This window comes from Pseudooceanicola aquaeponti, from assembly GCF_050897975.1.
Lineage (GTDB): Bacteria > Pseudomonadota > Alphaproteobacteria > Rhodobacterales > Rhodobacteraceae > Pseudooceanicola.
Genome location: NZ_JBPAXY010000008.1, coordinates 48,687 through 74,972 on the forward strand (window position 1 = coordinate 48,687; position 26,286 = coordinate 74,972).

Annotated in this window: 26 protein-coding genes; 11 read left to right on the forward strand and 15 right to left on the reverse strand. The window is 68.5% G+C overall.

Going from position 1 to position 26,286, the window contains the following annotated elements:
• Positions 1-102: 102 nt before the first annotated feature.
• Positions 103-1,194, forward strand: a complete 1,092-nt coding sequence (locus ACRARE_RS19250; protein ID WP_432658097.1) for a glycosyltransferase family 2 protein — start codon at positions 103-105, stop codon at positions 1,192-1,194.
• Positions 1,142-2,884, forward strand: a complete 1,743-nt coding sequence (locus tag ACRARE_RS19255; protein ID WP_432658098.1) for a glycosyltransferase family 2 protein — start codon at positions 1,142-1,144, stop codon at positions 2,882-2,884. The genes ACRARE_RS19250 and ACRARE_RS19255 overlap by 53 nt, the downstream gene beginning before the upstream one ends.
• A 15-nt stretch (positions 2,885-2,899) precedes the next feature.
• On the opposite strand, the gene ACRARE_RS19260 is transcribed toward ACRARE_RS19255, so the two are convergent.
• Positions 2,900-3,802: a hypothetical protein gene (locus ACRARE_RS19260; RefSeq protein WP_432658099.1), complete on the reverse strand. Its 903-nt coding sequence runs from the start codon at positions 3,800-3,802 to the stop codon at positions 2,900-2,902.
• 228 nt (positions 3,803-4,030) lie between these two features.
• Here ACRARE_RS19260 and ACRARE_RS19265 point away from each other — a divergent pair, with 228 nt between their 5' ends.
• Both ACRARE_RS19265 and ACRARE_RS19270 read left to right on the forward strand, forming a co-directional pair.
• Positions 4,031-5,122, forward strand: a complete 1,092-nt coding sequence (locus tag ACRARE_RS19265) for a carboxynorspermidine decarboxylase (RefSeq protein ID WP_432658374.1) — start codon at positions 4,031-4,033, stop codon at positions 5,120-5,122.
• A gap of 51 nt (positions 5,123-5,173) precedes the next feature.
• Complete coding sequence (locus ACRARE_RS19270) at positions 5,174-6,412, forward strand: saccharopine dehydrogenase family protein (protein WP_432658100.1); 1,239 nt, start codon at positions 5,174-5,176, stop codon at positions 6,410-6,412.
• 106 nt (positions 6,413-6,518) lie between these two features.
• On the opposite strand, the gene modC is transcribed toward ACRARE_RS19270, so the two are convergent.
• The 7 genes from modC to ACRARE_RS19305 all read right to left on the reverse strand — a co-directional run bounded on the left by modC (position 6,519) and on the right by ACRARE_RS19305 (position 13,615).
• The gene (modC, locus tag ACRARE_RS19275) at positions 6,519-7,607 is read right to left on the reverse strand and encodes a molybdenum ABC transporter ATP-binding protein (RefSeq protein ID WP_432658101.1); all 1,089 of its coding nucleotides are present in this window, start codon (positions 7,605-7,607) and stop codon (positions 6,519-6,521) included.
• A complete protein-coding gene (gene modB / locus ACRARE_RS19280; RefSeq protein WP_432658102.1) occupies positions 7,604-8,299 on the reverse strand; it encodes a molybdate ABC transporter permease subunit in 696 nt (231 codons plus the stop codon). Before modB ends, modC begins: the two co-directional genes overlap by 4 nt.
• Position 8,300: 1 nt before the next feature.
• Positions 8,301-9,062, reverse strand: coding sequence for a molybdate ABC transporter substrate-binding protein (gene modA, locus ACRARE_RS19285; RefSeq protein ID WP_432658103.1), 762 nt, complete (start codon positions 9,060-9,062; stop codon positions 8,301-8,303).
• Positions 9,063-9,132: 70 nt separating this feature from the next.
• Positions 9,133-9,519, reverse strand: coding sequence for a winged helix-turn-helix domain-containing protein (locus ACRARE_RS19290; protein ID WP_432658104.1), 387 nt, complete (start codon positions 9,517-9,519; stop codon positions 9,133-9,135).
• A gap of 45 nt (positions 9,520-9,564) precedes the next feature.
• Entirely contained in the window at positions 9,565-10,497 is a 933-nt protein-coding gene (gene speB / locus ACRARE_RS19295; protein ID WP_432658105.1) for an agmatinase, read from the reverse strand.
• A 55-nt stretch (positions 10,498-10,552) separates the two neighbouring features.
• Positions 10,553-11,863, reverse strand: coding sequence for an NAD(P)/FAD-dependent oxidoreductase (locus ACRARE_RS19300; protein WP_432658106.1), 1,311 nt, complete (start codon positions 11,861-11,863; stop codon positions 10,553-10,555).
• A gap of 183 nt (positions 11,864-12,046) precedes the next feature.
• Positions 12,047-13,615, reverse strand: a complete 1,569-nt coding sequence (locus ACRARE_RS19305; protein WP_432658107.1) for a methyl-accepting chemotaxis protein — start codon at positions 13,613-13,615, stop codon at positions 12,047-12,049.
• Positions 13,616-14,215: 600 nt separating this feature from the next.
• On the opposite strand from ACRARE_RS19305, the gene ACRARE_RS19310 reads away from it, so the two are divergent.
• The 5 genes from ACRARE_RS19310 to ACRARE_RS19330 all read left to right on the forward strand — a co-directional run bounded on the left by ACRARE_RS19310 (position 14,216) and on the right by ACRARE_RS19330 (position 18,536).
• Entirely contained in the window at positions 14,216-14,704 is a 489-nt protein-coding gene (locus ACRARE_RS19310) for a hypothetical protein (protein ID WP_432658108.1), read from the forward strand.
• Positions 14,705-14,782: 78 nt separating this feature from the next.
• Positions 14,783-15,250 carry a hypothetical protein gene (locus ACRARE_RS19315; RefSeq protein ID WP_432658109.1) on the forward strand — a complete coding sequence of 156 codons (468 nt, stop codon included), beginning with the start codon at positions 14,783-14,785 and terminating at the stop codon, positions 15,248-15,250.
• A gap of 2 nt (positions 15,251-15,252) precedes the next feature.
• Positions 15,253-16,674 (forward strand): CsgG/HfaB family protein, encoded by a 1,422-nt coding sequence (locus ACRARE_RS19320; protein WP_432658110.1) that lies wholly within the window; start codon positions 15,253-15,255, stop codon positions 16,672-16,674.
• Between the two features lie 106 nt (positions 16,675-16,780).
• Positions 16,781-17,506: a hypothetical protein gene (locus ACRARE_RS19325; protein WP_432658111.1), complete on the forward strand. Its 726-nt coding sequence runs from the start codon at positions 16,781-16,783 to the stop codon at positions 17,504-17,506.
• A gap of 157 nt (positions 17,507-17,663) precedes the next feature.
• The gene (locus ACRARE_RS19330) at positions 17,664-18,536 is read left to right on the forward strand and encodes a helix-turn-helix transcriptional regulator (RefSeq protein ID WP_432658112.1); all 873 of its coding nucleotides are present in this window, start codon (positions 17,664-17,666) and stop codon (positions 18,534-18,536) included.
• 102 nt (positions 18,537-18,638) lie between these two features.
• On the opposite strand, the gene ACRARE_RS19335 is transcribed toward ACRARE_RS19330, so the two are convergent.
• The 6 genes from ACRARE_RS19335 to ACRARE_RS19360 form a co-directional block, all read right to left on the reverse strand.
• On the reverse strand, positions 18,639-19,229 hold the full coding sequence (locus ACRARE_RS19335; RefSeq protein WP_432658113.1) for a nucleoside 2-deoxyribosyltransferase: 591 nt from the start codon (positions 19,227-19,229) through the stop codon (positions 18,639-18,641).
• Positions 19,226-19,807 carry an AAA family ATPase gene (locus tag ACRARE_RS19340; RefSeq protein WP_432658114.1) on the reverse strand — a complete coding sequence of 194 codons (582 nt, stop codon included), beginning with the start codon at positions 19,805-19,807 and terminating at the stop codon, positions 19,226-19,228. The genes ACRARE_RS19335 and ACRARE_RS19340 overlap by 4 nt, the downstream gene beginning before the upstream one ends.
• 24 nt (positions 19,808-19,831) lie before the next feature.
• On the reverse strand, positions 19,832-20,608 hold the full coding sequence (locus tag ACRARE_RS19345; protein ID WP_432658115.1) for an ABC transporter permease: 777 nt from the start codon (positions 20,606-20,608) through the stop codon (positions 19,832-19,834).
• Positions 20,605-21,360, reverse strand: coding sequence for an ABC transporter permease (locus ACRARE_RS19350; RefSeq protein ID WP_432658116.1), 756 nt, complete (start codon positions 21,358-21,360; stop codon positions 20,605-20,607). The genes ACRARE_RS19345 and ACRARE_RS19350 overlap by 4 nt, the downstream gene beginning before the upstream one ends.
• Complete coding sequence (locus ACRARE_RS19355) at positions 21,357-22,142, reverse strand: ABC transporter ATP-binding protein (RefSeq protein WP_432658117.1); 786 nt, start codon at positions 22,140-22,142, stop codon at positions 21,357-21,359. Before ACRARE_RS19355 ends, ACRARE_RS19350 begins: the two co-directional genes overlap by 4 nt.
• Before the next feature lie 87 nt (positions 22,143-22,229).
• Positions 22,230-23,258, reverse strand: a complete 1,029-nt coding sequence (locus ACRARE_RS19360; protein ID WP_432658118.1) for an ABC transporter substrate-binding protein — start codon at positions 23,256-23,258, stop codon at positions 22,230-22,232.
• Positions 23,259-23,396: 138 nt separating this feature from the next.
• Here ACRARE_RS19360 and ACRARE_RS19365 point away from each other — a divergent pair, with 138 nt between their 5' ends.
• The gene (locus tag ACRARE_RS19365) at positions 23,397-24,320 is read left to right on the forward strand and encodes a MurR/RpiR family transcriptional regulator (protein ID WP_432658119.1); all 924 of its coding nucleotides are present in this window, start codon (positions 23,397-23,399) and stop codon (positions 24,318-24,320) included.
• Between the two features lie 51 nt (positions 24,321-24,371).
• On the opposite strand, the gene ACRARE_RS19370 is transcribed toward ACRARE_RS19365, so the two are convergent.
• The gene (locus ACRARE_RS19370) at positions 24,372-25,040 is read right to left on the reverse strand and encodes an FMN-dependent NADH-azoreductase (RefSeq protein WP_432658120.1); all 669 of its coding nucleotides are present in this window, start codon (positions 25,038-25,040) and stop codon (positions 24,372-24,374) included.
• A gap of 148 nt (positions 25,041-25,188) precedes the next feature.
• On the opposite strand from ACRARE_RS19370, the gene ACRARE_RS19375 reads away from it, so the two are divergent.
• Positions 25,189-26,073, forward strand: a complete 885-nt coding sequence (locus ACRARE_RS19375; protein ID WP_432658121.1) for a LysR substrate-binding domain-containing protein — start codon at positions 25,189-25,191, stop codon at positions 26,071-26,073.
• Positions 26,074-26,286 lie beyond the last annotated feature (213 nt).

The window sequence follows — 26,286 nt, forward strand, 5'->3', positions numbered from 1 at the left end:
AAATTAAGGCTCTTGCCCCGACACTCGGCCCGGCGGCAGTCGCCTGCTGCCCGCCACCCGGACAGAAGCGCCAGATCAAAGCGGCACACAGGAGCGGCAGACGTGGTCACCTTTTCCTGCATCACCACCTGCTATGCCGAAGGCCCGCTGCTGCGGCACAGCCTGGCGTCGATGTGGCGCCAGGGCTTCACCGATTTCGAACTGATCCTGGTGCAGGATGGCGCCGATGCCGCCACCCGCGCCCTGGCCGAGGCAGAGGATGACCCCCGGCTGCGGATCCTGCGCCAGGCCAATGACGGGCTGTCCTCGGCGCGCAATCGCGCCCTGGCGGCGGCGCGGGGCGACTATGTCTGTTTCCTGGATGCCGATGACACGCGCCCGCCCTGGGCGCTGGAGACCCTGGCCCGGCAGATCGACGCCAGCGCCCCCGACCTGATCCTGGCGCCGGGGCTGCTCAGCGAGGAGAACGGGCATCTGTCCCGCTTCTACGACCAGGGGCAGATCGCGGCGCTGCACGGGCATCTGGCGCCCGCGCCCGGGGGCACGGGGCACGAGGGCGCGCCGGGCTACCGGCAGGCCCAGGCCCTGGCCCTGCTGGCCGAGCCGCAATCGGCCAACAAATGCCTGCGCCGCGACCTGATCCGGCGCGCCGGGCTGGGCTTTCCCAATGGGCATTTCTTCGAAGACATCTACTTTCACACCCTGGCCGTGGCCGCCGCCGACAGCCTGGCCTGTGTGGCCCATCCCACCTTCACCTATCACCGCCGCCCGGGGGGCGGGCAGATCACCGGGGCGCGCGACGCGCGGCGCTTTGACATCCTGGCGGTGCTGCGGCTGCTGCTGGCGCGCTTCGCCCCCCTGCCCGAGGCCGAGGATCCGGCCTGTCGCGGGGCGCTGATGCTGTCGGCGGCGCGGCTGGCCAGCTGGTGCGAGGCGATGATCTCGCACCACCACCGCGCGCCCTTCCGCGACGGGCTGGTCGCGGTGCTGGCCCTGTTGGATCCCAGCCTGCGCGCCCTGCCGCCCGATCTGGCTCGCCACCTGCCGCTGCCCCTTGCCCCCTTCGCCCCGGCCCAGGCCTGGTTGCAGGCCCTGCTGGCCGACCCGCGCCTGTCCGCCCCCCCGATCCGAGAGGTTCGCGATGCCCCAGACCCCGCCCGTTTTCCACGCCTTTGGCCAAAGCGCCGCGCTTGAAACCGGCGGCGATGGCTTTCTTGAGGCCGACAGCCGCTGGCGCCTGGCGCAGATCCACGAGGCCGCCCTGGCCCAATGGGCCCTGCCCGCGCGCGGCCATGCCCTGGACGTGGGCGCGGGGTTCGGCGCCTTTGCCCTGCTCTTTGCCCTGGCCTGGCCGGGCTGGCGGGTCAGCTGTTTCGAGCCCGACGAGGCCGCCTATGGGGCGCTCTGCCGCAATATCGCCCGGCTGGGGCTGGGCGACCGGGTGGGCGCGCGCCGGGCCGCGATCCTGCCGGGCGCAGAGGGTGGCACCGGCCCCCTGCGCCGCGACCGCAAGCGCCCGGCCTTCCTGGCCGCCGACCGCCCGCCCTGGCGAGAGGGCTACCGGGCGGAAACCTTTCCCGCCCTGCCCCCCGAACGCCTGGCCGCGACGGACGCAACCCTGTTGAGACTGACCGCCCCGGGGGTCGAAGAGGCGGTTCTGACCGCCTTCGGCGACGCCCTGCCACGTTTCGTGCTGGGCGAATGCTGGGGCGATCCGCCGCCCTCAGCCCTGGCCACGGGCGGGGGGACGCAGATCTATCTGCCCCTGGCGGGCAGCGCCTGGCAGCTGCGCGATCCGGGCCAGGGGGCGCATCCGCCCGGCCTCGACATCGTGGTGGCCATGTACAATTCCGCCCAGACCATCGTCGATTGCCTGGACAGCCTGCGCCGCGACCCGGCCCCGGATCAGCATATCTGGGTGGTCGATGACGGGTCCACCGACGACAGTGTGGCACGGATCCGCGCGGCCTTTGGCGCGGATCCCCCGGGGATGACCCTGCTGTGCAAACCCAATGGCGGCTGCGCCTCGGCGCGGAACTGGGGGCGGATGCACTCGGGCGCCGCCCATCTGGCCTTTGTCGATGCCGACGACATGGTCGATCCGGGCTTCTACGCGGGCCTGCTGGAGCTGGCGCGCTATTCCGGCCAGGGCGTGGTGCAGGGCAGCTTCCAACCCTTCCGCGACAGCGACCGCGGCCGGATCTGGTTGCCCCGCCCCGAGGCCGAGGGCCTGGCCCATCTGCCCCGCCGCCCCTTCGGGCCCGCGCAGGTCTGCGACATCCCCTGGCCCGAGATCGTCACCGGCCAGCCCTCGATCTGGCGGCGGATCTACCGGCGCGATTTCCTGGACGGGCACGACATCTGGTTTCCCGAACATATCCGCGCCTTCGACGACCAGATTTTCCAGATCGTCAGCGGCTATCACGCGGGCCATGTGCCCGCCCGCGACGACCTGCGCTATCTCTACCGCCAGCACCCGGGGCAGGACATCGCCCAGGGCGACGCACGCGCCCTTTATTCGCTGGAGATGTACCGCCTGATCCTGCGCCGCGCCGTGGCCGAGGGCTGGTCCGACTTCCGCCCCGTCGCCGCCTCTTTCTTCAACACCCTGGAGTGGAGCTATCGCGGCCTGCGCCCGGACCTCGCCGAGGATCTGGGCCCGGCGCTGCTGAGGGGCGCGGCCGAGCTGTGGGTCTACATGCTGAAGGTCTTCGGCCCCGATCTGGAGGGCGCGGGCCGCCCCGGGGATCTGCCCGATCTCTTCGCCCAGACCGCCGCGCGTCTGTCGCGGCAGCTGGACGGGGTCGGCAACAGCTATGTCTTCGCCTATCTCGACGCGCCGCAAATGCATGTGGACATGGTCCGCGCCGCCCTGCCCGCCTGAGGGGCGCGCGCCGCGCTAGCCTCGGCGCAGATCGACGAAGGCGCGGTGCAGGGCGCTGGCATAGGTCGCACGGCGGTACAGGCGCGCCTGCACGGCGTCGGCATCCGCCGCCTCGACCTGCAATTCCCGCGCCAGCTTGGCCGCCAGATAGCGCGCCAGGGTGTCGGGCTGAAAGGGGCGGCGGCGCAGCGCCTCTAGCCGGGCGCGGGCCTGGGGGTCGAAGACCGGATTGGCCAGCGGATCGGCGCCGCCCCCCTGCCGCGCCCGCGCGTCGTGAAACCAGTCGTAAAGCGCCAGATCGTCCCCCGCCGCCTGGCGCAGCACCTCCTCGGCCACACCGATCTCGGCCCCCTGCCCGGCCGAGACGTTCTCTTGCCGCAGATCCGGCGCCGTCACCCCCAGCTCGGCCAAGAGCGCGGCCTGGGCCGCCTGGGCCGCGCCCCCCTCGCTGACGTCAAAGACCGTGTCCATGCCCGAGAGCACCAGCTTGGCCCCCTCCAGCAGCGACCCGGTTTCGGCCCGGAGCGACGGGAAGGGCGCCAGCAGGAAGGAGCACAGCACATTGCGATTGCGCGCCAGAAAGTCCTCGGCGCTGGCGGGTTGCCAGCCGGGGGCGCGCAGGGCCATGTCAAAGCGGTACTGGCTGCGCATCCGCGCGCCCGGTTCGCGCAACGAGGTGGCAAAGCGCAGATCGCCCCTGAGATAGGGCAGCATCCCCTGATGCAGCCAATGGCCGATCAGCGCCCGCAACCTGTCCGGCGCGGCAATTTCCATGAAATCGGGGCGCCCGGCGCGCAGGTTGGCGATCAACGAGGTGCTCTGGTATACCTCATCGGGTGCAAGATGCCGTTCCAGCGCCCGGGTCAAGGACATGCCCGCGCATTTCGGCACATGCACGAAGAAAAGAACACGCCCCATCCGGCCCCCAACAGCCCCGCCGGGCCTTGTCGATCCTGGGATCGAGCTAACTGGAAAACGGTTACGCTATGGTTAACCCTGCTCCGCCCCTCTGGCCCCCTTGGGCGCGGACTGCATTTTTCCTTGCACCACGGGGCCAAAGCGGCGAAAGGGCGGCGCGCCCGATCCCCGGGCCCCAGACCGACTCGGGGCCCCGCCGCCCCGCCGCCTGACCGGAGAGACGCCATGATCCAGACCCCCTATTACCTGATCGACAAGGCCCGCCTTCTGCCCAACATGGAAAAGATCGCACGCTTGCGCGAAACCTCCGGCGCCAAGGCGCTTTTGGCGCTGAAATGCTTTGCCACCTGGGGCGTCTTCGATTTCATGTCCGAGTATATGGACGGCACCACCTCGTCCTCGCTTTACGAGGTAAAGCTGGGGCGCGAGAAGTTCCCGGGCGAAACCCACGCCTATTCCGTCGCCTGGGCCGATCACGAGATCGACGAGGTGCTGGCCAATTCCGACAAGGTGATCTTCAACACCGCGCAGCAGCTGCAACGATTCGAGGGGCAATCGGCGGGCCATGTGCGCGGGTTGCGGGTGAACCCCGGTGTGTCCACCAGCGGGTTCGACCTGGCCGATCCCGCCCGCCCCTTCTCGCGCCTGGGCGAACATGCGCCCGAGGATATCGAGCCGGTGGCCGATCTGATCAGCGGCTTCATGTTCCACAACAACTGCGAGAACGCCTATTTCGAGCGTTTCGACGCCATGCTGGGCATGATCGAACAGCGTTTCGGGCACCTGATCCGGCGCATGAACTGGATCTCGCTGGGCGGCGGCATCCATTTCACCGGCGAAGGCTATCCGCTGGAGAAACTGGCCGAACGGCTGAAACGCTTTGCCGGTGAGAACGAGGTGCAGGTTTATCTTGAACCCGGCGAGGCCGCGATCACCAAGTCCACCACGCTGGAAGTGACCGTTCTGGACACGCTTTTCAACGGCAAGAACCTGGCCATCGTGGACAGTTCCATCGAGGCGCATATGCTGGACCTGCTGATCTACCGCGAAAGCGCCAAGATGGAGGAAAGCGGCGGCCAGGAGTGGATGATCTGCGGCAAATCCTGCCTGGCTGGGGACATTTTCGGCGAATTCCGCTTTGCCAACCCCATCAAACCCGGTGACCGCCTGTCGATCCAGGACGCGGCCGGTTACACGATGGTCAAGAAAAACTGGTTCAACGGCGTGAAAATGCCCGCGATTGCCATCCGCGAGATGGACGGCACCGAGCGCCTCGAGCGCGACTTCGACTATGACGATTTCGTCTCGGCCCTGGGGTGAACCCTGGCCGGGACGGAGACCAACCTGAACAAAAGGGGGTTTCCCGAACTGATGAAACGCAATGTCCTCATCATCGGCGCCGGCGGCGTCGCCCAGGTCGTGGCGCATAAATGCGCCCAGAACAACGATGTTCTTGGTGATCTTCACATCGCCAGCCGGACGAAATCGAAATGCGACGCCATTCTTGCCTCGGTCGAGGAGAAGGGCGCGATGAAGGTCGACGGCGTTTTCAAATCCCACGCGCTGGATGCGCTGGACGTGGCCGCCACCGCCGCCCTGATCCGCGATCTGGACGTGCAGATCGTGATCAACGTGGGCACCGCCTTTGTGAACATGTCGGTGCTGGACGCCTGTATCGAGACGGGTGCCGCCTATATCGACACGGCGATCCACGAAGAGCCCGACAAGATCTGCGAAACCCCGCCGTGGTATGCCAACTACGAGTGGAAAAAGCGCGACCTCTGCGCCGAGAAGGGCGTGACCGCCATCCTGGGCGCGGGTTTCGACCCGGGCGTGGTCAACGCCTTCGCGCGCTTTGCCATCGACGAATACATGGATGAGGTCAAATCCATCGACATCGTCGACATCAACGCGGGCAGCCACGGGCGCTATTTCGCGACCAACTTCGACCCCGAAATCAACTTCCGCGAATTCACCGGGGTGGTCTACTACTGGGAAGACCAGCAGTGGAAAGAGACGACCATGTTCGCCTCTGGCCGCGATTGGGATCTGCCCGTGGTCGGCACCCAGCGGGCCTATCAGTCGGGCCATGACGAGGTGCATTCGCTGGCCACCAACTACCCCCAGGCCGACGTGCGCTTCTGGATGGGCTTTGGCGAGCATTACATCAACGTCTTCACCGTGCTGAAGAACATCGGCCTCTTGTCGGAACAGCCCGTGACCACCGCCGAGGGCCAGGAAGTGGTGCCGCTGAAGGTGGTGAAGGCCTGCCTGCCCGATCCGTCGTCGCTGGCGCCCGATTACACCGGCAAGACCTGCATCGGGGATCTGGTGAAGGGCACGAAGGACGGCCAGGAGGTCGAGGTTTTCGTCTACAACGTCGCCGACCACAAGGAAGCCTACGAGGAAGTGGGCAGCCAGGGCATTTCCTACACCGCCGGTGTGCCGCCCGTGGCCGCGGCCATGCTGGTGGCCTCGGGCGAGTGGGACGCCAAGACGATGAAGAACGTCGAGGAAATGGACCCCAAGCCCTTCTTCACCATCCTAGACAAGATCGGCCTGCCGACCCGGGTCGAGGTGAACGGCGAAGATAAGGCCTGGAACGCCTAAGCGGTTTTCCTGGTGTATTCGGCGGCCCGTAGGAGAGATCCTGCGGGCCGTTTGCCTTTGGCGGGCGGGGGCCTCCGGCGGGAGCATTTCTGGCTGTCGGATGAGACTAGCCCGCGCCCGGCCCCTGGCGCGGCGCGATGGCCACGGATTTGATGATCGCATGGCAGGGGGTGCCCGTGGTCAGCCCCATGGCGGCCAGCGATCGGCGGGTGATGGCGGCCAGGATCGGGCCCGCCGGGGTGGTCAGGCGGATCAGCACGCCGGGGCCTGTGCCCTGGCCGATCTCGGTGACGATGCCGGGCAGGATGTTCAGCGCCGAAAGGCCCCGGGGCGCCTCGCGCGCCAGCATCACATCCTGGGCGGCGATGCGCAGGCGCAGCCCCTGCCCCGGCTGCCCCGGCGTCTGCGGCAGGTAAAACCGCGCGTCCCCCGCCTGCACCTCTGTCAGACCGTCGGCATGGTGTGTCAGGATGCGCGCCTCGATCAGCGCGCCCGCGTCGCGGCCCCCGGTGGCGGCGAAGGCGGGGTCGGCGAAAACCTCGACCGCCGGGCCCGCGCGGGTGATGCGCCCCTGTTCCAGCGCCACCACCCAACTGGCCAGCCGCGCCACCTCGGCCACCGCATGGCTGACGTAGAGGATGGGGATATCGGTCTCGTCCCGCAGGCGCTCGAAATAGGGCAGGATCTCTTCCTTGCGGGCCTCGTCGAGAGCTGCCAGCGGCTCATCCGCCAGCAGGATCTCGGGGGCGCAGAGCAGGGCACGGCCAATGGCGACCCGCGATTGCTCGCCCCCCGAAAGGGCGCCGGGACGGCGCGCCAAGAGCGGCCCGAGGCCCAGCATCTCGACCACGCGGTCGACTTCGGCCACATCGCCGCGCCCAGGCGCGAAGCGGCGGCCATAGGTCAGGTTGCGGCGCACGGTGAGGTGCGGGAAAAGGCGCGGTTCCTGGAAGATATAGCCGATGCGGCGGCGGTGGACGGGCAGCACGCGGCCCTTAGCGCTGTCGAAAAGCACCCGGTCGGGCGTGGCGATGCGGCCCGCGTCGGGCCGCAGCAGCCCCGCCACCGCCTTGATCACGCTGGTCTTGCCCGACCCGCTGCGGCCGAACAGCACCGTCAGGCCCGGCGGCGCCTCGAAGGCCAGATCGAGGGAGAAACCGCCGAAGTCGTGGCGCAGGGCGACCGACAGGCTCATCGTCCCGCCACCCGTCGCGCCACCCGGCGCGCCAGCAGTTCCGATAGCAGCAGCGCCCCCAGGGCCAGGGCCACCGACAGGGCCACCAGGCGCAGCGCCGCGCCTTCCTGCCCGGGCACCTGGAGGAAGGCATAGATCGCCGAGGGCAGGGTCTGGGTCGCCCCGGGAATGTTCGACACAAAGGTGATGGTGGCGCCGAACTCTCCCATCGCCTTGGCGAAGGACAGCACGGCGCCCGCCAGCACGCCGGGCAGGATCAGCGGCAGGGTGACGGTGACGAACCGCGCCGGGGCCGAGGCGCCCAGGGTGGCGGCGGCCTCTTCCAGCTTGGGATCTACCGCGTCCAGCGACAGGCGGATGGCGCGCACCAGCAGGGGAAAGCCCATGATCGCGGCGGCCAAGGCGGCGCCGGTCCAGCGGAAGGCAAAGATGATGCCCAGATCGGCCAGCGCCGCCCCAAGGGGGGCGCGCGGCCCGAAGGTCAAAAGCAGCAGATAGCCCGTCACCACCGGTGGCAGCACCAGCGGCAGGTGGATCAGCAGGTTCAGCAGCTGCCGACCCGGAAAGCGCCAGCGCGACAGGGCATAGGCGGCCAGAAGGCCCGGCGGCAGGCTGGCCAGCATGGCCCAGAAGGCCACTTTCAGAGACAGGGTCAGGGCCTGCCATTCCGCCGGGCCAAGCCAGTCTGTCATGTCAGTCGGCCAGCCATGTGAACCCCTCGGCCTCGAAGATCTCCCGCGCCTCGGGCCCTGCGAGGAAGGCCAGAAGATCGGCGGCCCGCGGGCTGGTGCCGTCCACCGTTGCCGCCATGGGATAGCGGATCGGCTCGTGGCTGTCTTCGGGGAACTGCGCCAGGACGCTGACGCGCGGTTCCGCCGCCGCATCGGTGGCATAGACCACGCCCAGCGGCGCCGCGCCCAAGGCCACCAGAGCCAGGGCGGCGCGGACATTGTCGGCCTGGGCGACCCGGGGCTCGACCCCCTCCCACAGCGACAGGGATGTGAGCGCCGCGCGACCATAGATCCCGGCGGGCACCGCATCGACCAGGGCCATGGCCAGCGGCCCGTCGGCCAAAAGCGCGTCGAGGTCGAGCGCCGGGCTCAGCTCGACCGGTTGGGCGCCCTCGGGCCCCACCAGGACGATGCGATTGCCCAGAAGATCGCGCCGCGTCTCGGGGGCGATCCGCCCCTCCCCCTCCAGCTGATCCATCCAGGCGCTGTTCGCCGAGATGAAGACATCCGCCGGGGCCCCCTGCTGGATCTGCCGCGCCAGGGCCGAAGAGCCCGCCAAAGAGACCCGCAGATCGGCGCCGGTGGCCGCCTCGAACGCGGGTTCCAGCCGGTCCATCGCGGTTTTCAGCGAGGCGGCCGCGAAAAGCGTGACCTCTTGCGCCGAGGCCAGGACCGGCGCGGCAGAGAGAAGGATAGCGGCCAGGGCCGGGCGCAGGAAGGACATGGGGCACCCCCAATCGGATTTCGTTATGTTTCGACAAACATATCGCAAGCGCCCGACGAAAAGCCAAGCGTTATTTTCCGTCGGACATATCGCCCCGCAGGGCGTCCAGCTGCGCCAGCGCCGGGGCCCCGGCCTGGCGCGCGGCCTCTTCCAGGGCGCGAAAGGCCGCCAGAACCGTCTCGCCGGTTTCCGTCAGATGCGCGCCGCCGCCCTTGGCCCCGCCGCGCGAGGACAGGACAAGAGGTTGGGAAAACATCGCATTCATCGCCTCGACCAGCTGCCAGGCGCGCTTGTAGCTCATGCCCATGGCACGGCCCGCCGCGGCGATAGAGCCGGTGCGGGCGATGCCCTCCATCAGCTCGGCCTTGCCCGGGCCCATCACGGCGCCGTCGCCGTAATCCAGGCGAATGCGGATACGGGGGGGCGCGGTGTCGGGGGGTGTTGCGGGCTCTGCCATGGCGGCAGGATGCACCGGGGCGCAGGGCGCCGCAAGGCGGGCAGCTCAGGGCAGGACGCAAAGCATCTCGTACAGCAGGTTGGCCGCGATCAGGGCGGTATTGCCCGTGGGATCATAGGGGGGCGAGACCTCGACCAGATCGCCGCCGACGAGGTTGAGACCGGCACAGCCGCGCACGATCTCCAGCGCCTGCCAGGTGGTCAGCCCGCCGGGTTCGACGGTGCCGGTGCCCGGGGCAAAGGCGGGGTCCAGGCTGTCGATGTCGAAGGAGAGGTAGCAGGGCGCATCGCCGATGACCTCGCGCACCTCCGCCATCAGGGGCGTCAGGGATTTCCACCAGCACTCTTCCGCCTGCACCACACGCCAGCCCTTCTCGCGGCCCCAGTCGAAATCCTCGGGCGCATAGCCGGTGCCGCGCAACCCGATCTGGAACACCTTGTCGTTCTGCAAACAGCCCTCTTCCCAGGCGCGGCGGAAGGGGCAGCCATGGGCGACCTTTTCGCCAAACATCTCGTCGTTGATGTCGGCATGAGCGTCCACATGGATCAGGGCGACGGGGCCGTGACGGTCGCGCATGGCGCGCAGGATCGGCCAGGTCAGGGTGTGATCGCCGCCCAGGGTCAGGGGGACGCAGCCCTGCGACAGCACCTCGGCGTAATGGGTGGCGATGATCTCGACCGATTTCTTCAGGTCGAAGGTGTTGATCGGCACGTCGCCCAGGTCGGCCACCTGCATCCGCTCGAAGGGCGCGGCGCCGGTGGCCATGTTGTAGGGGCGCAGCATCCGGCTTTCGTCGCGGATCTGGCGCGGGCCAAGGCGGGTGCCCGGGCGGTTCGAGGTGCCGATGTCCATCGGGATGCCGAGGAAGGCCGCATCCAGCCCCGCCGCGCTGTCCGCCGCGGGCAGGCGCATCATCGTGGCCGGGCCGCCGAAACGGGGCATGTCGTTTCCGCCGAGCGGCTGGTTATAGCTGGTCATCGTCGCACCTCCTGTCCCGCCCATCCTTTCGCGGAGGCGCCCGGGGTGCAAGCGGTCACAGCCGGTCGCGCATCGCGTACCACAGCATCGCCAGCGCCAAGAGTGGCGAGCGCAGGCGTTTGCCCCCCGGGAAGGGCGCCGTGGGCAGGCCCGCCATGAGGTCGAACTGCCCCGCCTGCCCTGCCACGGCCTGCGCCGCCATGCGGCCCGCAAGCGTCGCCATCGCCACCCCATGCCCCGAGAAGCCCGCCACCGACAGCACATTGTCGCCCAGCCTGTCGAAATGCGGCAGGCGGGACATGGTGATGCCCAGGGTGCCGCCCCAGGCATAGTCGATGCGGGCCTCCTTCAGCTGCGGAAAGACCTTCAGCATGGGCGCCCGCACCTTGGCGGCGATGTCGGCGGGGAAGCGGTAGCCGTAGCTTTCGCCGCCGCCAAAGACCATGCGGTGATCCGGCGACAGGCGGAAATAGTTGATGACAAAGCGGCTGTCGGCCACGGCGTGGTTGTTGGCGATCAGCGCCCGGGCAGCCCCCTCGCCCAGGGGCTCGGTGACGGCGATGAAATTGTTGATCGGCATCACCCGCTGGGCCAGCGGCGCGGCGATATTGTTGTGATAGCCATTGAGGCCGAGGATCACGTGATCGGCGGTGATGCGCGCGGCCTCGGTGGTGACCTGCGCGGGCTGGCCCTTGGCCCCCGGGGTCAGGGCGGTCATCCGCGACCCCTCGTGCAGCTGCGCGCCCGCCGCCTGCGCCAGCCGGACCAGGGCGAAGGCATAGCGCAGCGGGTGGACGTGAAAGCCCCCCATGTCCAGCGCGCCGGAAACGTAGTCGTCCGAGCCGACCTCGGCCCGCACCGCCTCTCGGTCCAGAAAGCGGATCTTGTCATAGCCGTAGCGGGTGTGCAGATGTTCGACGAAGGCGCGGCTATGGGCGGTATAACGGGCGCGGTGATCGGCGTGCAGGATGCCGGGGGCCATCTGGCAATCCTCGCCGCTCTCGGTGATCAGATCGCGCACCAGATCGACCGAGTCGAGGCCCAGTTGCCACAGCTCGCGCGCCCGGGTCTCGCCCACCAGGCCCTCCAGCTCGGGCTGTTCCACGCGCTGGCCGGTGCCCACCTGGCCACCATTGCGCCCCGAGGCGCCGCCGCCCAGGCGGTTGGCCTCGATCAGCACCACCCGCAGGCCCTGGCGCGCCAGGTGCAGCGCCGCCGACAGCCCCGCGAAACCGCCGCCCACGACGCAGACATCGCAGCGGATCTCGCCCTCGGCCCGGGCGAAGGGGCCGGGCGCCTGGGCCGTGGCCGCGTACCAGCTGGCGGGATAGGCCCCGGGCCGGTCGTTGATCGTCAGAATATCCATGGCGCGCCCCTTGTGCTGGCGCCGGGTCGGTGCCGGCGGGTCGGGGCCGAGTGTAAGCTAGGGACCGGGGGGAGAAAATGGGTTTGATCAAATGATCGAAGGGCGCGGCGGCCCCGGGGCCAGGGTCACACCGCGCGCCCGCCCCCACCGAGTCGCCCCCTGCGGCCCGAACTGCGGGCCGTGTCAGGCGCAACGGCGGGCGCCCTCTGCCAGACCCGGCGCCCCGTCGATACGAAAGGCCGCGACGGCGGCGACCAGCTGATCGGCCTCTTGCCGCAGGGCCGCAACCGCGCCGGTGGTGACGGCGAACAGCTCGGCATTGCGCTGCGTCGCCTCGTCCAGCTCGCCCGTGGTGCGGGTGATCTCCTGGATCGCGCCCTGGCTTTCACTGGTCGCGCGGGCGATATGGTCGATCCGATCCAGCAGGTCGACGATGCCCTGGGCGATCTCTTCCAGGGCTGTCCCCGCCTGGGCCACGCTGTCGGCACCGCGCGCCACGTTGCGGGTCGAGGTGGCGGTGATCCCGGCGATATCCTGCGCCGCGATGGCCGAGCGGCGGGCCAGTTCGCGCACCTCGGCGGCGACCACGGCAAAGCCGCGCCCCGCCTCACCCGCCCGCGCCGCCTCGACCCCGGCATTTAGGGCCAAAAGGTTGGTTTGAAAGGAAATATCCTCAATCAGATCCAGCGCCTTGCCGATCCGCGCCGAAGAGGCTTGCACCTCGGCCATGGCGGCGATCGTGGCGCGCATCGTGTCCTGGCCGCGCCCGGCGCGGGTGGCGGCGGCGTCGGTTGCGGCGGCCTCGGCCCGGGCCTGCCCCTCCAGGATGCTTTGCCGGAAGAGACCAAGCGCCTCGCCGATACGGCGCATGTCCTGAATGCGGGCCGGCGGGATCGGCACCTTCAGCTGGCCCGCAGCCATCTGGCTGGCGGCCCCTGTCACCGCGTCGACGTCACGCAACACACCGCGCAGCGCGGCGGAGGTGAACCACAGCGCCAGCGGCAGGCCCAGCCCCAGGGCCGCCAGGTCCAGCCCCAGGAAGATCAGCCGCCGGCGCAGGATGGCGCGATTGCCCTCTTGCAGCCGCGTCAGCACCGCCCCCTGCGTCTGATGCAACGCCGCGCGGGTGAGATCCGGCGCCAGCGGGCCGGGCAGCCCCTGGGCCGCGGCCATGCCGGAGTAAAGCGCAAGCGCCGCCGCCCGTCGCGCATCGGCGGCCCCCGCCGCCTCTGTCTGTTCGGCCGCCAGGGCCAGGCGGCGCTGCGCCCCCTCGGCGCCCGCCGTCAGCAGGGCCAGCAGCGCGGGCAGGCCCGCTGCGCTGCCCGCGTCCCGGCTGGCCGCCGCCACCCCATGCAGGATCCGCATCGCCGCCCCGTCCAGCCTGGCCAGGGCCTCTGCCGCGTCGGCGCCCCCTGTGCCGACCTCGGGCAAAAGCGCGGCGCGCTGATCGATATAGCTGGAGAGGGCCTTTGCCACCTCGGGCGGCAAAGGCGCCGCCTGTGCGTCCCAGGGGCGCGGCCCCGACGCGGCCTGCCGCCCCTCGCTCAGCAGCATCTGCTGCTCTTGCATCCCAGCCATCACCGCCCCGGTCAGCTCCAACAGCCCGCGCATCCGCAGCGCGTGGCCATAGGCCTGGCCGTTGACCGCGATCAGCATCCCTCCTGCCAGAAGCGCGCCCAGCGCCGGCACACCAACCGCCAGGAGCATGGCCCGGCGCAGGTTCGATCCGAAATAGCCCAGAAAGGATGTCATGCGGCCCTCCGCTAGCGCCCGCCCCACCTAGCGCCGAGGCGTTAAGAAAGCGCTTCGCCCGGTCCGGGGCCGCAGAAATCCGGCGACGCCCGGCACAGTGCTGCGACAGGGGCGCCAACCCCGAGCGAGAAGAGAAAGTGAAATCCATTGCGCATCTTTTCGCGCCAAAGCGGACAAATTCGTCCGCAAAGCACAAAACGGAAGGTTCTGTTCAGCTTCTCCTGACTCGTCAGACAGCCGCGCAGCCATTGTTCCGGGCACACGACATGCCCCTACGTCACCTCGCACCCCCCGTTTTCACCGGAGACACATGGTATACCCACTATTAAAAATGAGACATTGCAAATACACCTACAACCTCAACAACAGCCCGGAACCCCTTGCTTTTGCTTGACTGCTGACTGTTCCAACCCCTCCTAAAATCAACATCTTGTCTGTGGAAAAGTGCAAATACCCCTTATTAGGGGTGTTGTCCGATTTTGACGCCAGAGCGTATCAATTCGGCATCTGCAAAGCGCGTACCGTCTGCCATTGGTGCGAGCGCGGATCGGGGGGTTTTTCATCCAAGAAGACTGCCTGTAATTTATTTGGGGGAAATTCATGCGTGTCCTGTTTCTGCTGGGGGCCGGTTTGACCGTGGCCGCCTGCGCGCCGAAAGGCATGACTTGCGACGAACGAGAGCAAGCTGTCTTCTATACCAAATCCGGAGCGCCCATTCTGGCCGAGCCGATGATCGCGGGCGACAGCTGCGAAGTGGCCGGGGTCAGCGCGGCGCTGGATCCGGATGATGATGATCTGACGCCGGGCGATCCGCAGGATCCGGATCCCCAGGATCCCGATCCGCAAGATCCCGATCCGCAGGACCCTGATCCGCAGGATCCCGGCGATCCGGATGAGCAGAGCGACGCCAGCGCCGATGCCGGCGGCTCTCAGTCCAGCGCTTCCGACAGCTCTAACGATGAATCCAGCACTGCAAGCGCCGGTCCGGGCGGAGCCTCGGCAAGCGCCAGCGCGGGGGATCAGAGCTCTTCGGCAGGCAACGGCGGAACCGGCGCCACCTCTGGCGACCAATCCTCGAGCTCGGACTAACAAGTCCGAGCCACGCCTTCCTTCAGCTATCCTTCAACGCGGGAGCTTTCCATGCGTCTCTCTCCGGCTGTCATCGCTGTGTTTCTCGCCCTCCCCCATGCGGGGATGGCGCAGAACTCGTCTGCGTCCTCCTGGACCGGGTCCTACTCGTTCTCCTCGCCGACCAACCGGCTGGCCAACACCAGCCAGGCCGACATGATCAAACGCGCCGAAGAGGGGTATTACGAGACCTTCGGGGCGAATTCGACCACCTACAACAACACCACCGTCTACGACAGCTCGGTCGGTGACGTGTACGTCGGCGACGGCAGCAATGCCGATATCGAATACCGCACCGGCGAGAACTCGGGGAATGACTCCTACACCGTGGGCTCGGTCAACAACTCGACCACCGAGATCAATGTCGACGGCACCGGCAACAACGTGGACGTCAATAACTCTTCCTCGTCGCAGGGATGCCAGAACGGCAGCATCAACATTGGCAGCTCCAGCGGCTTCGACATTTCCGGCGGCAATTCCTCCGTCGGTGGCGCATCGGGGTGCTGACAGTGACGGCAAGGCTTTTCTCGAAGATCGCAGGCGCCGCCGGACTGGTGGCGCTGGCGGCATGTACGCCGCCCAGCAAGAACCTGGAGCTTCTGGAAGGTCCGCCGATCCAGGACGTCGTGACGCCCATCGACCAGGCGCTGCATTGCCTGGATAGCCGCATTTCGAAGCAACTGGCCTTCAGCGTCGGCCCGATCCCGGATCTGACCGGGCGCGAAAGCTATAACGACGGCGGCGCCGGCAAATATGTCAGCCAGGGCGCTTCGGACATCGTGCAATCGGCCCTGTTCAAATCCGGCGTGACCGTGATCAACCGCCGATCCATGGGCATCCCCCAGACCGAGGCCCGCTGGGGTCTGCGCGACATCAAGGGTCAGATGCCGGTGAACCTGTTCATCAGCGGCAGCGTCAACACCCTCGACTTCATCCCCGGGGGCGGCGTCTCGCTGGGGGTCAGCGGCGTGGGTCCGCAGTACCGCCAGAACCGCATCCTGGTGGGCATGGACCTGGCTGTGACCAATGCGGCCAATGGCCAGGTCGTGGCCAATATCCCGCTGCAAAAGCAGATCTTCTCGGACGAGACCGGCGCCTTCACGCACCGCTTCTTCGGCACCACCCTGGTCAACATGGACGCGGGCGTGCAGCGCCGCGAGGCGCTGAACATGGCGCTGCGGCAGATGCTGTACCTGGCGACCTACGAGTTGCTGACGCAGCTGATGCCGCCGGCGAAATACGAGGAATGCAGCGCGCTGATCGACGACGAAGTCGGCGGGATCACCGGCACCAAGACCTCGGGCGAACAGCTGAACATGCTGCAAGAGGCCCGCGAGGCCCAGGCCCAGGCCGCCGAGGCCGAAGCTGAAGCCGCCGCAGCGGAGGCCGCCGAGGCCGAAGCCCAGGCCGCCGCCGAAGCCGAAACCACCGCAGCCGCGGAGAAGGCCGCAGCCGAGCGTGCGGCCGAGGAGGCCCTGGCGGCCGCCCCGGCCGAGACCGCCCAGCCTGCCCCGGCCACCCCGGCGCCTGCGCCCACGGCCGAGGCCAAGGTTGCGCCTCAGGCCGAACCCGTGGCCCCGGTCGAAGCCGAGACCCAGGCCAGCGCGGCGCCCGCGGCACAGCAATCAGACCCGGCAACGGTGCCGGTCGCGGCAGAGACGGCGGTGGCAGACCCGCTGATCCTGCCCGAGGCCGAACCCGCGCCGAAGGAAGAGGCGCGCGTGACGACGCAAGCGCCCGAGGCCCCTCAGGCAGAGGCCACCGAGGACCGAGCAGACATTCGCACGACGACCCCCGAAGACCGGGCCATCGTGCACGCCAACGCCCCCATCGGGGGCCAGGATCAGACCGTGACGGAAGAGGTTGAGGACACGCAGGAGGTGCTTGCGCCCGGCCTTGCCGACGCAGACGCCCCGCTTTCGGACGCCTGATCCTACTGAAGAGATTTCCTTGCCTGGTACGGGACGGGGGAAGCCACCAAAGACACTTTTTCGGCCCTTGGGTGGCAGGGCCAACCAACTCTGGAGGAAGATAATTATGCTTCGCAACAAACTTACCGTCGCGGCCCTGCTCGGTGCCGTCGCAGTTCTGCCGGTCGCCGGCAACGCTCAGGTGATCCCCAGCATCAACACCCTGATCGCAGACACCGACGAAGAAGTGTCGGCTCTGATCAGCTCGATCGCCGGCAACGACGCCACCATCGACGGCTCCATCGACATCACCGTCGACGGTTCCGCAGGCGGCAGCCTGGCCGGTGACTTCTCGACCACCACCAACGACATCCTGGATGCCGCAGGTAGTGCAAGCTTCGCAAGCAGCGCCGCCAACACCGGCGCAAGCGAAGCCACCGAAGGTGCTCTGGCCATCGACTGGTTCGAAGACAACTCCGTCATCACCGAAGGCGCCTTCGCCGGTGAAATCGGCGCGACCACCGTCGACCTCGGCGACGTTTCCGCAACCGCTCTGGGTGCCGTCAACAACGGTACCGTGGACCTGACCGAAACCGCTGGCATGATCGACTCCAGCTCCTCGGCAGCCACCAGCTCCACCGACTCCGCGGCCGACTACGCCCTGGCAGCCGGCACCGGCATCAGCGTCGAGCAGATCGCAGCCAACACCGGTGAAATCATCGGCACCGCCTCGATCAACTTCTCCGGCAACGGTTCCATCGGCGAAGTCGGCACCACCGCAGCCGGTGCAATCAACACCAGCACCGTCACCGCCGCCATCACCGGCGCTGTGTTCGGCGATGGCACGAACTAATCGCTCTGCGATACAATGACCAGGGCCCGCCGGACAACCGGCGGGCCCTTCTTGCATCCCATTATCTCCCCATAGTTGCAATTCAGCATACGCTTTCGTGCTGAAACCATTTCAAACACCTGTTAAGTATTTTTCCCTGAAGGCACGGAGGGAGGCCATGTTACATGACACGCTCAACGAACCGGACGCCGCTCCGGGCGAACTCCTGAATCGCTGGCACGATGACGTCTACGCCCTGTGGGACCAACTGGCCGATTTCGAGGCCAGTCGCGCCCCCGAGGCACGCCAGCATCTGCTGAAGACATTGATCGGCCTGACGGGCGCGCGCACCGCCGAATGGGTCGGCTCGGCCCGAATCGAAGAGCCCGGTGCCAGCGATCCGATGCTGGGCTGGCGGCCCCGCCTGCTGGACGCCTGGCCCGTGGATCCGGTGGCCTTCGAACGCATCCGCCAGGCGATCCGCGAGATGGAAAAGGGCGACCCCGACCAAACCGCGGTGAACGCGGCGCGGGGCGCGGGGCGGTTCCGCGTCCATTCCCTCGAAGAGCTGGTGGATACCGAATGGTTCCAGGGCCGTGGCTATGCCGAGTTCTACCGCGACATCGGCCGCAGCGACTCGCTGTGGATCAGCATTCCGCTGTGTGACTATGCCGAGGTCCATGTGGGCCTGCATCGCGGCCCGGACCAGCCCGTCTTCTCCCCGCGCGACCGCGAGATCGCGACCTTCAGCCTGCGCGGGCTGCGCTGGTTCTTCCGCCAGCAGATGCTGACCGAGGGGATGGGCATCGTCCCCACCCCCCTGACCGAGGCCGAGCGGCTGGTGCTGCGCGGCTTGCTGGACGGGCTGAGCGAGAAGGCCATCGCCGAGGTCGCCAACCAAAGCCGTCACACGACCCATGGCCATGTGAAGCGGATCTTCCGCAAATATGGCGTGCGCAGCCGGTCCGAGCTGATGGCACTGTGGCTGGGCCGCGGCCTGACCCAAGGCCGCAAATCCTTGGACGACAGCGACGGCGACAACGCCGACTGATCCCCCCCTGCCCTCTGGCCCGCGCCCCTGGGCGCCCGGCCCGGCAGCGCGGACCTGAATTTCAGAAACAAAACGGGGCCCGCCGGGGCCCCGTTTTCCTTTTCAGGCGGCCTGGTCGAAGAAGGCCCGCGCCTTCGCCAGCACCGCGCGGAAGGCGTCGAGATCGCCCAGCAGGTCCGGCCCCGGCGCGTCCTGGGCCACGAAGGCCCCGCCCGAGCGATCCACCGCCCCGTCCAGCATCAGGTTGTCGCGCATCCCGTGGTTCTCGATCATCAGCCCGTCTGCGGCCCGGGTCAGATCGCCGTCGGCCTCGAAGGGGCCCCCGGCGTAATAGTCCTCGGTCAGGCGGGTGTAGTAGTCGCGCCCGGTGTTGGAATAGGCAAAGCAGGGCTTGCCCTGGGCGCGCATGTAGCCCACCTCGAACGCCGTGCCGATGTCGGCCGAAATGCCCCGGAAGGGCGTCAGATTGGCGATGATGAAATCGCTTTGATCCATCATGGCCTCATTGGCCAGGGCGATGGAGACGCCAAACTCAAAGGGCGTGTCGCCGCCCAGGGCGTTGCCGTCCTCGGCCAGGGTCGAGGGGTAGAAGCCATGCTCCAGCGCCATTTCGCCCTTGATCCGCATCACCTCTGACGCGTTGCGAAAGAAGACATCGGGCCCGGCCAGGTAGACCTTGTGCGTCGGGGTCACTTCAGCTTCCCCGCGTCCAGAGCCGCCAGGATCCAGTCGCGCCAGGTCTGATCCTTGTCGGCCTTCTCGGGCACCACCGTCGAGGCCTCCTCCATGAAGAAGCGGTAGTCGCGCCCCATCTCCTGGCCGCGCCGGGTGTGCATGTCCAGCGCCACATCGGGGATCTCGGGCAGGCGTTCGCCCAGCTCGACCGAGCGGCGGGCCCAGTTCACCAGATCGTCCGCCGTGCGTTCCTTTTCCGACCCGGCGATCAGGCGGATGGCCTGGGCGGCAAAGAGGAAACGGTCACCCGCCGGACGGGGATAGCGCTTGTGCTGCTGGTACAGGGTCTCGACCAGGACCGGCAGTTGGGTATTGCCGGTGCCCACGTCCTCGACCGCGATCACGCAAAGGCGCGACCACATCATCTCTTCCATCTCGGGGCTGGTCAGGAACATCTCCCAGCCCAGCAGGATGGCGTTCTCCAGCATGGCGCGACGCAGGCACTTTTGCAGGGCCGAGATCACCTCATCGGCGTAAAAGCCATGTTCCGTCGTGGTGCGCTGCCAGGGATCGGGGGGTTGTTGTACGTTGATCATGGATCACTCCGTTGGATACGGCGCTTACGACCAGCGCGTCCTGACGACGCGTTCGGCCCGGTGCGCAAGGGAAAAACAAAGGACGGCGGCCAGGGTGACCACCAGCGAGGTGCCAAGCGCGCGCTCCATGGCGAAGCGGCTGGCGGCCTCGCGGAACATGAAGCCCAGGCCGCTGCGGCCCATCAGGAACTCGGCCAGGATGGCGGCCAGGACGCCCTCGGGGACGGTCAGGCGCAGGGCGATCATCACGTTGGGCACGGCGGCGGGCAGCACCAGATGGCGCAGCCGGGCGCGGCGCCCGGCCCCCAGCACACCGAAAAGATCCTCGGCGCCGCGCGGCAGGTCGCGCAGACCCGCGCCGACGAAGACGAAGGTGGGAAAGAAGGCCGAGACGGCGACGATGGCCACCACGGTAGAGATGTCGTAGCCCAGCACCCGCGCCAGGATCGGGATCAGCGCCACCACCGGCACCGAGGAAAAGATCAGCCCCAGCGGGGTCAGCAGGCCAGACAGCAGCCGCGAGGCCCAGGCGGCCAGCGCCACCAGCGCGCCCAGGACCAGGCCGATGGCCACACCGGCGGCGGCGGTGGCCAGGGTCTGGGCGGCATTGCCCAGGTAGAGGCCCGGATGGCCCAGCACGTCGCGCATGACCGGTCCGGGCGCCGGCAGCACGATGGAATTCAGCCCGGCCAGGCTGACCCAGCCCTGCCACAGCGCCAGCATCAACAGCACCGCCCAGTTGCGCGACAAGAGCCGCCGCAACAGGCCCGGGCGGCGGGAAGAGGCAGAAGAAAGGATCATCGGAACCTCCGGTGCACCGCCGTCTCGACCAGGGTCATGGCCCCGTAGAGCAACAGCGAGGTCAGCGTGGTCAGCAGCACCGCCGCCCACAGCAGGGGGATCTGGAAATTCTGCATGGCCGAGATCATCAGCAGGCCCAGCCCCCGCGAGGCGCCGAACCATTCGCCCACGATCGCCCCCATGAAGGCCACCGGAATGGCCAGCTTCAGCCCCGAGGCCAGCGCCGGCAGGGCCGAGGGCAGCTCCAGCCGCCAGAAGGTGCCCAGCGGTTTCGCCCCCAGGGTGCGAAAGAGGTCGTGGTGTTGCGCCCGCACGGCCTCCAGCCCCGAGGTGGCGGCCACATAGACCAGATAGGTCACCGCCAGGGCCGCCAGGGCCGAGGGGATCGCCTCGCGGCTCATGGCGATCATGAAGACCGGCGCCAAGGCGATGGCCGGGGTGGCATGGACCAGGGCGACAAAGCGGTCGATCCCCTCGCGCGCCGGGCGGATCAGCCGCACCAGCAGCGCCAGGCCCAGCCCCAGGGCCAGACCCAGCCCGTAGCCCAGGCCGACGGCGGCAAAGGTGGTGCTGGCGGCGCGGCCCAGCAGGCGGTGATGGCCCGGATCGGCCAGATAGGCCAGCACGGCGGTCAGCGGCGGCCAGGTCAGCCCGGCCAGGCGGTAGATCCCGATCCCCTCCCAGGCCAGGCAGAACAGCGCCACGCCCAGAACCGGCGGGCCGAAGCGTTGCACATGGACGCGGCGGATCATTGCGCGGCCTCCTGCGGCTCCAACGCCAGTGTCAGCTCGTCCACCAGGGCGTGGAACTCAGACGTGCGCAGCACCGCCGGGTCGCGGGGCCGGGGGAAAGGCACCTGCACCTCGCGCAGGATGCGGCCCGGGCGGCCGGTCATGACGATGATGCGGTCGGCCAGGAACAGGGCCTCGTCCACCGAATGCGTGACCAGCAGGGTGGTCAGGGTGCGCGCGCTCCAGATCCGTTGCAGTTCCACGTTCATGTGGCGCCGGGTCACCGCGTCCAGCGCGCCGAAAGGCTCGTCCAGCAACAGAACGTCCGGGTCCAGGATCAGGGCGCGGGCAATCGAGGCACGTTGGCGCATCCCGCCCGACAGCTGGCTGGGCCGGGCATCGCGGAACTTGTCCAGCCCGACCAGAGCCAGCAGTTCGGCGACGCGGGCCTGGTCCACCGGCTGGCCCGCCACCTTGTAGGGCAGCGCCACGTTCTGCGCCACGCTCAGCCAGGGCAGCAGCGCGTGATCCTGAAAGGCCACGCCCAGACGATGCGCCGCCGCCAGATCGGCGGGGGCGCGGCCCTCGATCTGCACCTTGCCGCTGCTGGCCTCTTCCAGCCCGGCGATCAGCCGCAACACCGTACTTTTGCCGCAGCCCGAGGGGCCCAGCACGGCCAGGAACTCGCCCTCGCGCACGGTCAGGTCGATCCCGTCCAGGGCGGTAACGCTGCTGCCGTCATCCAGGCGAAAGGATTTCGACACGGCGTCGAGGCGAAGGGCATCGGGAGGCACGGGCGGCATGATGGGGGTGCTCCGGGAAGGCGAAAGAAGGGGGTGCCACGGAAGGCCGTTCCTTCCGTGGCGCGTCGGGTCAGGCAGCGGCCCGGGTCAGAGCGAGGCCAGCGCCTCTTCCAGCGGGCCCAGGTCGACGATTTCCTCGGCGATCACCGGCGCCTCGATCCCGGCGGTGGCAGCCACCGGGGCGACGGTGCTGTCGATCAGCGCGGTGTCGAACCAGAAGGGGCCCGGGCCGCCGGGGGCGGTGACCAGCGGCTGGCCCAGCTCGCTCTGGCGGGTCTGCTGCGCCAGGTCGAGGCCGAAATCGGCACCGTAGGTCTCGACCGCCAGGCGGGCGCCCTGGGACGGATCCTTGCCGTTCTCGACCCAGCCCCGGGTCAGGGCGCGCAGGTAATGCACCACCAGATCGCGGTTTTCCTCGACGAAGGCGCGTTTGGCGACCAGCGGCGCGCCGGGCACCGTGTAACCCAGGTCACTGAACAGGGTGACGTGGAAATCCTCGCCCGCGGTCATGCCCATGTTCTCGAAGGTGATCGGCTGGTTGGTGGCATAGGCCATATAGGCGTCGCCATCGCCCGCCAGAAGCGGCTCGGGCGAGAAGCCCGTGGGGACCAGCTCGTACTGGCCCGGCTCCAGCCCGGCCTTGGTCAGCACGAAGTCCAGGGTGTTGGCATCGGCGGGCATCTGGCTCAGGATCCGCTTGCCGACGATATCCTCGGGCGTCAGCACCGGGTTCCCCGACAGCGACATCAGCGCGGCGGGGCTGGTGGGATAGTTGCAGCCCAAGACGATGAAATCATTGCCCCGCGCCCGGGCCTCCAGGAAGGGGATCCAGTCGCCGCCGGCGAAATCGCACTGATCCGCGGCCAGTTGCACCAGCACGCCGGGGGCGTTCGGCCCGCCGGGGGTGTAAAGGCCCTCGATCCCTTCGTCGGCGAAATAGCCGTTTGCCAGAGCGACCCACAGGCCCGCATATTCGGCATTGGGGATCCAGCCAAGCGCAGTGGTCAGCGGCACCAGATCGGCGGCGGCGGCCCGCAGCGGCAGGGTGGAGGCCCCCAGAAGGGCAGCACCGCCGGCCAGGAAGGCGCGGCGCGAGACGTCAGAGAAATGTGTCATGATCGGCGGGTTTCCCGTAACTGAGGTTACATCTGAGTCGATAACTGCGATAATTGTTACAGGGCGCAACAGAAAATGTGCCATAAGTTACGAGAACCCGGCAAACAGACTGCCCCCCGTCGAAAAGGTGCCGCCTGAATGAGCGATGAGACCCCGCAAAGCCCCGCGCGCTATGGCCTGCCCGCCCAGACCTCGGTGGCGCGGCGCATTCAGGATGCCTATCCCAGCCTGACCGCCGCGCAGCGCCAGTTCGCCGAACTGGTGCGCGCCGCGCCGCTGAAGGTGGCCCGGCTCAGCATCCATGAGGCGGTGGCGCAGATCGGGGTTTCGGTGGCCACCGCCAACCGCTTTGCCACCGCCCTGGGGTTCGCGGGCTATGCCGAGTTCAAGACAGAGCTGATCCGGGGCTTCGAGCTGTTGTTCGAACCCTATGACCGCTTCGAGCAGGGCTTGCAGGACCAGCCCGGCCCCCTGGGGGCCACCCGTCATTCCCTGGCCCGCGATGCCGAGGGGCTGCACCGCGCCTCGGCGGCGCTGACCGCCGAGGATCTGGAGGCGGCGGTGGAGATGATCACCGGCGCGGGCCGGATCCATGTGGCCGGGTTCGATCTGGCGGCGCATCTGGGGGGGATCTTTGCCATCGGCCTGTCGATGATAGGTTGCCGGGCCAGCGTGGCCAGCAATGGCGGCGGCTCGATCGGGGCGATCCGCGAGATCTTCGACTTCGGCCCCGGCGATCTGGTGATCGCCATCGCCTTTCCGCATTACTACACGGACACGCTGCGCATCGCGGGCTTTGCAGCCGAGGCCGGCATTCCGGTTCTGGCCGTCACCGACAGCCTGGCCTCGCCCCTGGCCGCCATCGCCCGCACCAGCCTCTTCGTGCCGCCTGCGGCGGATGGCGAACTGCCCTCCTCGACCGCGATCCTGGGGCTGCTGGAGGGGTTGACGGCAGCGGTGGCCAAGCGCCGCCCCGATGCCACCGAAACCGGCCGCCGCTTCGCCGAGGCTGCCTATCCCTGGATGACTGCCGGGCGCAAAAGCTGGCCGCACCGCGACTAGCCCCCCGCCCCCGGGCGATCAGGCCTGCGAGCGGGGGGGTAGAGGCGCCTGTCAGGCGACGCGCGCCTCCGGACGCGCCAGGGCGCTGGCCAGGGCCCGGGTGCGCGCCTCGGCAGCCTCGACCGAGGCGCGGTGACGGTCGTCCTTGAACTCCTGATACTCGATGGCGACGGTGTCGATCCGGTCCGGGGCCACCCCGAAGTAATGGGCGCAGGCCGCCAGTGCCGGATCCAGCGCGTTGAGATGGGCCCGCACCCCGCCGGGGGCAAAGCCGAACTCGCCGCGCGACGACAGCACGACCAGCCGCTTGCCCGACAGGATGGGGGCAATCGGCGTATCGCCCCGCGCCAGGTCGAAAGAGAAGGTCTCGCCGATGCGGGCCACATGGTCGATCCAGGCCTTCAGGGCGCTTGGCATCCCGTAGTTGTACATCGGCGCCCCCATCACGATGACATCCGCCGCCACCAGCTCGGCGATCAGCCGGTCGGACAAGGCCAGCCGCTCGACCATCCAGGGCGCGCGCGCCTCGGGCGGTGTAAAGGCGGCGTGGATGAAACGGTGGTCGATGGCGGGCACCGGCACCTGGCCGACATCGCGGTCGATCACCCGCGCGCCAGGGGCCCCATCAAGGAAGGTTCGTGTGAAAAGGCCGGTCAGGTGACGGGTCAGCGAGCGCTCTTCCAGCTGGGCGCTGGCGTCGATGCGCAACAGGGTGGGCATGGGGATCTCCTGTTTCTTAGGTCTGCGCCCTGCCTAGCAAGCCGAGGAATCCCTGGCGAAAGCGATGTTTTCAGGGCATGGATGAATGAAACTCATCCTGGAACGGCCCGCCCGACCGGCGGACCCCCGACAGCGAGAGAGGGAACAGATGCGACGCCTGCCCCCGCTGCACGCGCTTCGGGCCTTCGAGGCCGCCGCCCGGCACCTGCATTTCACCCGGGCCGCCGCCGAGCTACACCTGACGCCGACCGCGATCAGCCATCAGGTGCGCCAGCTGGAAGAAACCCTGGGGGTGAAGCTGTTTCACCGCTACCCGCGCCCGATGCGGCTGACCGACGAGGGGGCGGCCCTTTACCCGGTGCTGCGCGACAGCTTCGACCGCATGGCCGGGGCCATCGACGGGCTCTCGCGGCCCGACACGACCCGCCCGCTGACCGTCTCGGTCACCCTGGCCTTTGCCAGCCTCTGGCTGATGCGGCGGATGCCGCAGCTGCAACGGGACACCGGGTTGCACCTTCAGGTCGAGGCCGACAACCGCCCGGTCGACCTGTCGGAACATCTGGTGGACCTGGCCCTGCGCTATGCCGCTGAGCCGCGGGGGCCGGATCTGTGGCTGCCCCTGTTCGAGGATCGCCTGGCCCCCTATTGCGCGCCCGAGCTGCTGCAACGGCAGGCGGCGCCGGGCGATGCCGATATCCTGCGCCTGCCGCTGATCCAGTACCGCTGGAGCGGCGGCACCGAGGCCCCGCCCAGCTGGCAGCGCTGGTGCCACGCCGCCGGGCTGGACAGCACCCCGCCCGCCATCGCGCAGCAGTATTCCGAAGAGCTGAACGCCATCGACGCCGCGCTGGCGGGTCAGGGCGTGGTGCTGGCCTCCAGTGTGCTGGCCGCCTCCGCCCTGGCCGAGGGCCGCCTGATCCGATTGAGCAAGACGGACCTGCCCGGCCGCACCTTCTGGGCCGTCTGCCTGCGTGATCACCCGCGCCAGGCCGAGATCGACCGCTTCGTCGCCTGGGCCCGCGCCTGCGCCTAGCCTCCGGCGCCGCCCCCTCTTCCCCTGTCCTGATCCAGGCTGACGCGCCCGTTGCGCGCCGGGTGGCGCGACCTGCGCGCCCGAAATGCGCCCCCTGCCGTGCCAACTGCGGGAAATTTCAACATTAGGGAAATTCTTTCTACACATTGTCGATCTTTTTCTCGACTCACAAAATCATATCGACACGTTGTAGAAACCAAGCCGCACAGCAAA

What these genes read in the sequence shown, in the direction of transcription:
- ACRARE_RS19255 (WP_432658098.1), top strand. Translation starts at nt 1,142, where the DNA reads ATGCCCCAGACCCCGCCCGTTTTCCACGCCTTTGGCCAAAGCGCCGCG.
- ACRARE_RS19260 (WP_432658099.1), bottom strand. Translation starts at nt 3,802, where the DNA reads ATGGGGCGTGTTCTTTTCTTCGTGCATGTGCCGAAATGCGCGGGCATG.
- ACRARE_RS19270 (WP_432658100.1), top strand. Translation starts at nt 5,174, where the DNA reads ATGAAACGCAATGTCCTCATCATCGGCGCCGGCGGCGTCGCCCAGGTC.
- modC (WP_432658101.1), bottom strand. Translation starts at nt 7,607, where the DNA reads ATGAGCCTGTCGGTCGCCCTGCGCCACGACTTCGGCGGTTTCTCCCTC.
- modB (WP_432658102.1), bottom strand. Translation starts at nt 8,299, where the DNA reads ATGACAGACTGGCTTGGCCCGGCGGAATGGCAGGCCCTGACCCTGTCT.
- modA (WP_432658103.1), bottom strand. Translation starts at nt 9,062, where the DNA reads ATGTCCTTCCTGCGCCCGGCCCTGGCCGCTATCCTTCTCTCTGCCGCG.
- ACRARE_RS19290 (WP_432658104.1), bottom strand. Translation starts at nt 9,519, where the DNA reads ATGGCAGAGCCCGCAACACCCCCCGACACCGCGCCCCCCCGTATCCGC.
- speB (WP_432658105.1), bottom strand. Translation starts at nt 10,497, where the DNA reads ATGACCAGCTATAACCAGCCGCTCGGCGGAAACGACATGCCCCGTTTC.
- ACRARE_RS19300 (WP_432658106.1), bottom strand. Translation starts at nt 11,863, where the DNA reads ATGGATATTCTGACGATCAACGACCGGCCCGGGGCCTATCCCGCCAGC.
- ACRARE_RS19305 (WP_432658107.1), bottom strand. Translation starts at nt 13,615, where the DNA reads ATGACATCCTTTCTGGGCTATTTCGGATCGAACCTGCGCCGGGCCATG.
- ACRARE_RS19310 (WP_432658108.1), top strand. Translation starts at nt 14,216, where the DNA reads ATGCGTGTCCTGTTTCTGCTGGGGGCCGGTTTGACCGTGGCCGCCTGC.
- ACRARE_RS19325 (WP_432658111.1), top strand. Translation starts at nt 16,781, where the DNA reads ATGCTTCGCAACAAACTTACCGTCGCGGCCCTGCTCGGTGCCGTCGCA.
- ACRARE_RS19330 (WP_432658112.1), top strand. Translation starts at nt 17,664, where the DNA reads ATGTTACATGACACGCTCAACGAACCGGACGCCGCTCCGGGCGAACTC.
- ACRARE_RS19340 (WP_432658114.1), bottom strand. Translation starts at nt 19,807, where the DNA reads ATGATCAACGTACAACAACCCCCCGATCCCTGGCAGCGCACCACGACG.
- ACRARE_RS19345 (WP_432658115.1), bottom strand. Translation starts at nt 20,608, where the DNA reads ATGATCCTTTCTTCTGCCTCTTCCCGCCGCCCGGGCCTGTTGCGGCGG.
- ACRARE_RS19350 (WP_432658116.1), bottom strand. Translation starts at nt 21,360, where the DNA reads ATGATCCGCCGCGTCCATGTGCAACGCTTCGGCCCGCCGGTTCTGGGC.
- ACRARE_RS19355 (WP_432658117.1), bottom strand. Translation starts at nt 22,142, where the DNA reads ATGCCGCCCGTGCCTCCCGATGCCCTTCGCCTCGACGCCGTGTCGAAA.
- ACRARE_RS19360 (WP_432658118.1), bottom strand. Translation starts at nt 23,258, where the DNA reads ATGACACATTTCTCTGACGTCTCGCGCCGCGCCTTCCTGGCCGGCGGT.
- ACRARE_RS19365 (WP_432658119.1), top strand. Translation starts at nt 23,397, where the DNA reads ATGAGCGATGAGACCCCGCAAAGCCCCGCGCGCTATGGCCTGCCCGCC.
- ACRARE_RS19370 (WP_432658120.1), bottom strand. Translation starts at nt 25,040, where the DNA reads ATGCCCACCCTGTTGCGCATCGACGCCAGCGCCCAGCTGGAAGAGCGC.
- ACRARE_RS19375 (WP_432658121.1), top strand. Translation starts at nt 25,189, where the DNA reads ATGCGACGCCTGCCCCCGCTGCACGCGCTTCGGGCCTTCGAGGCCGCC.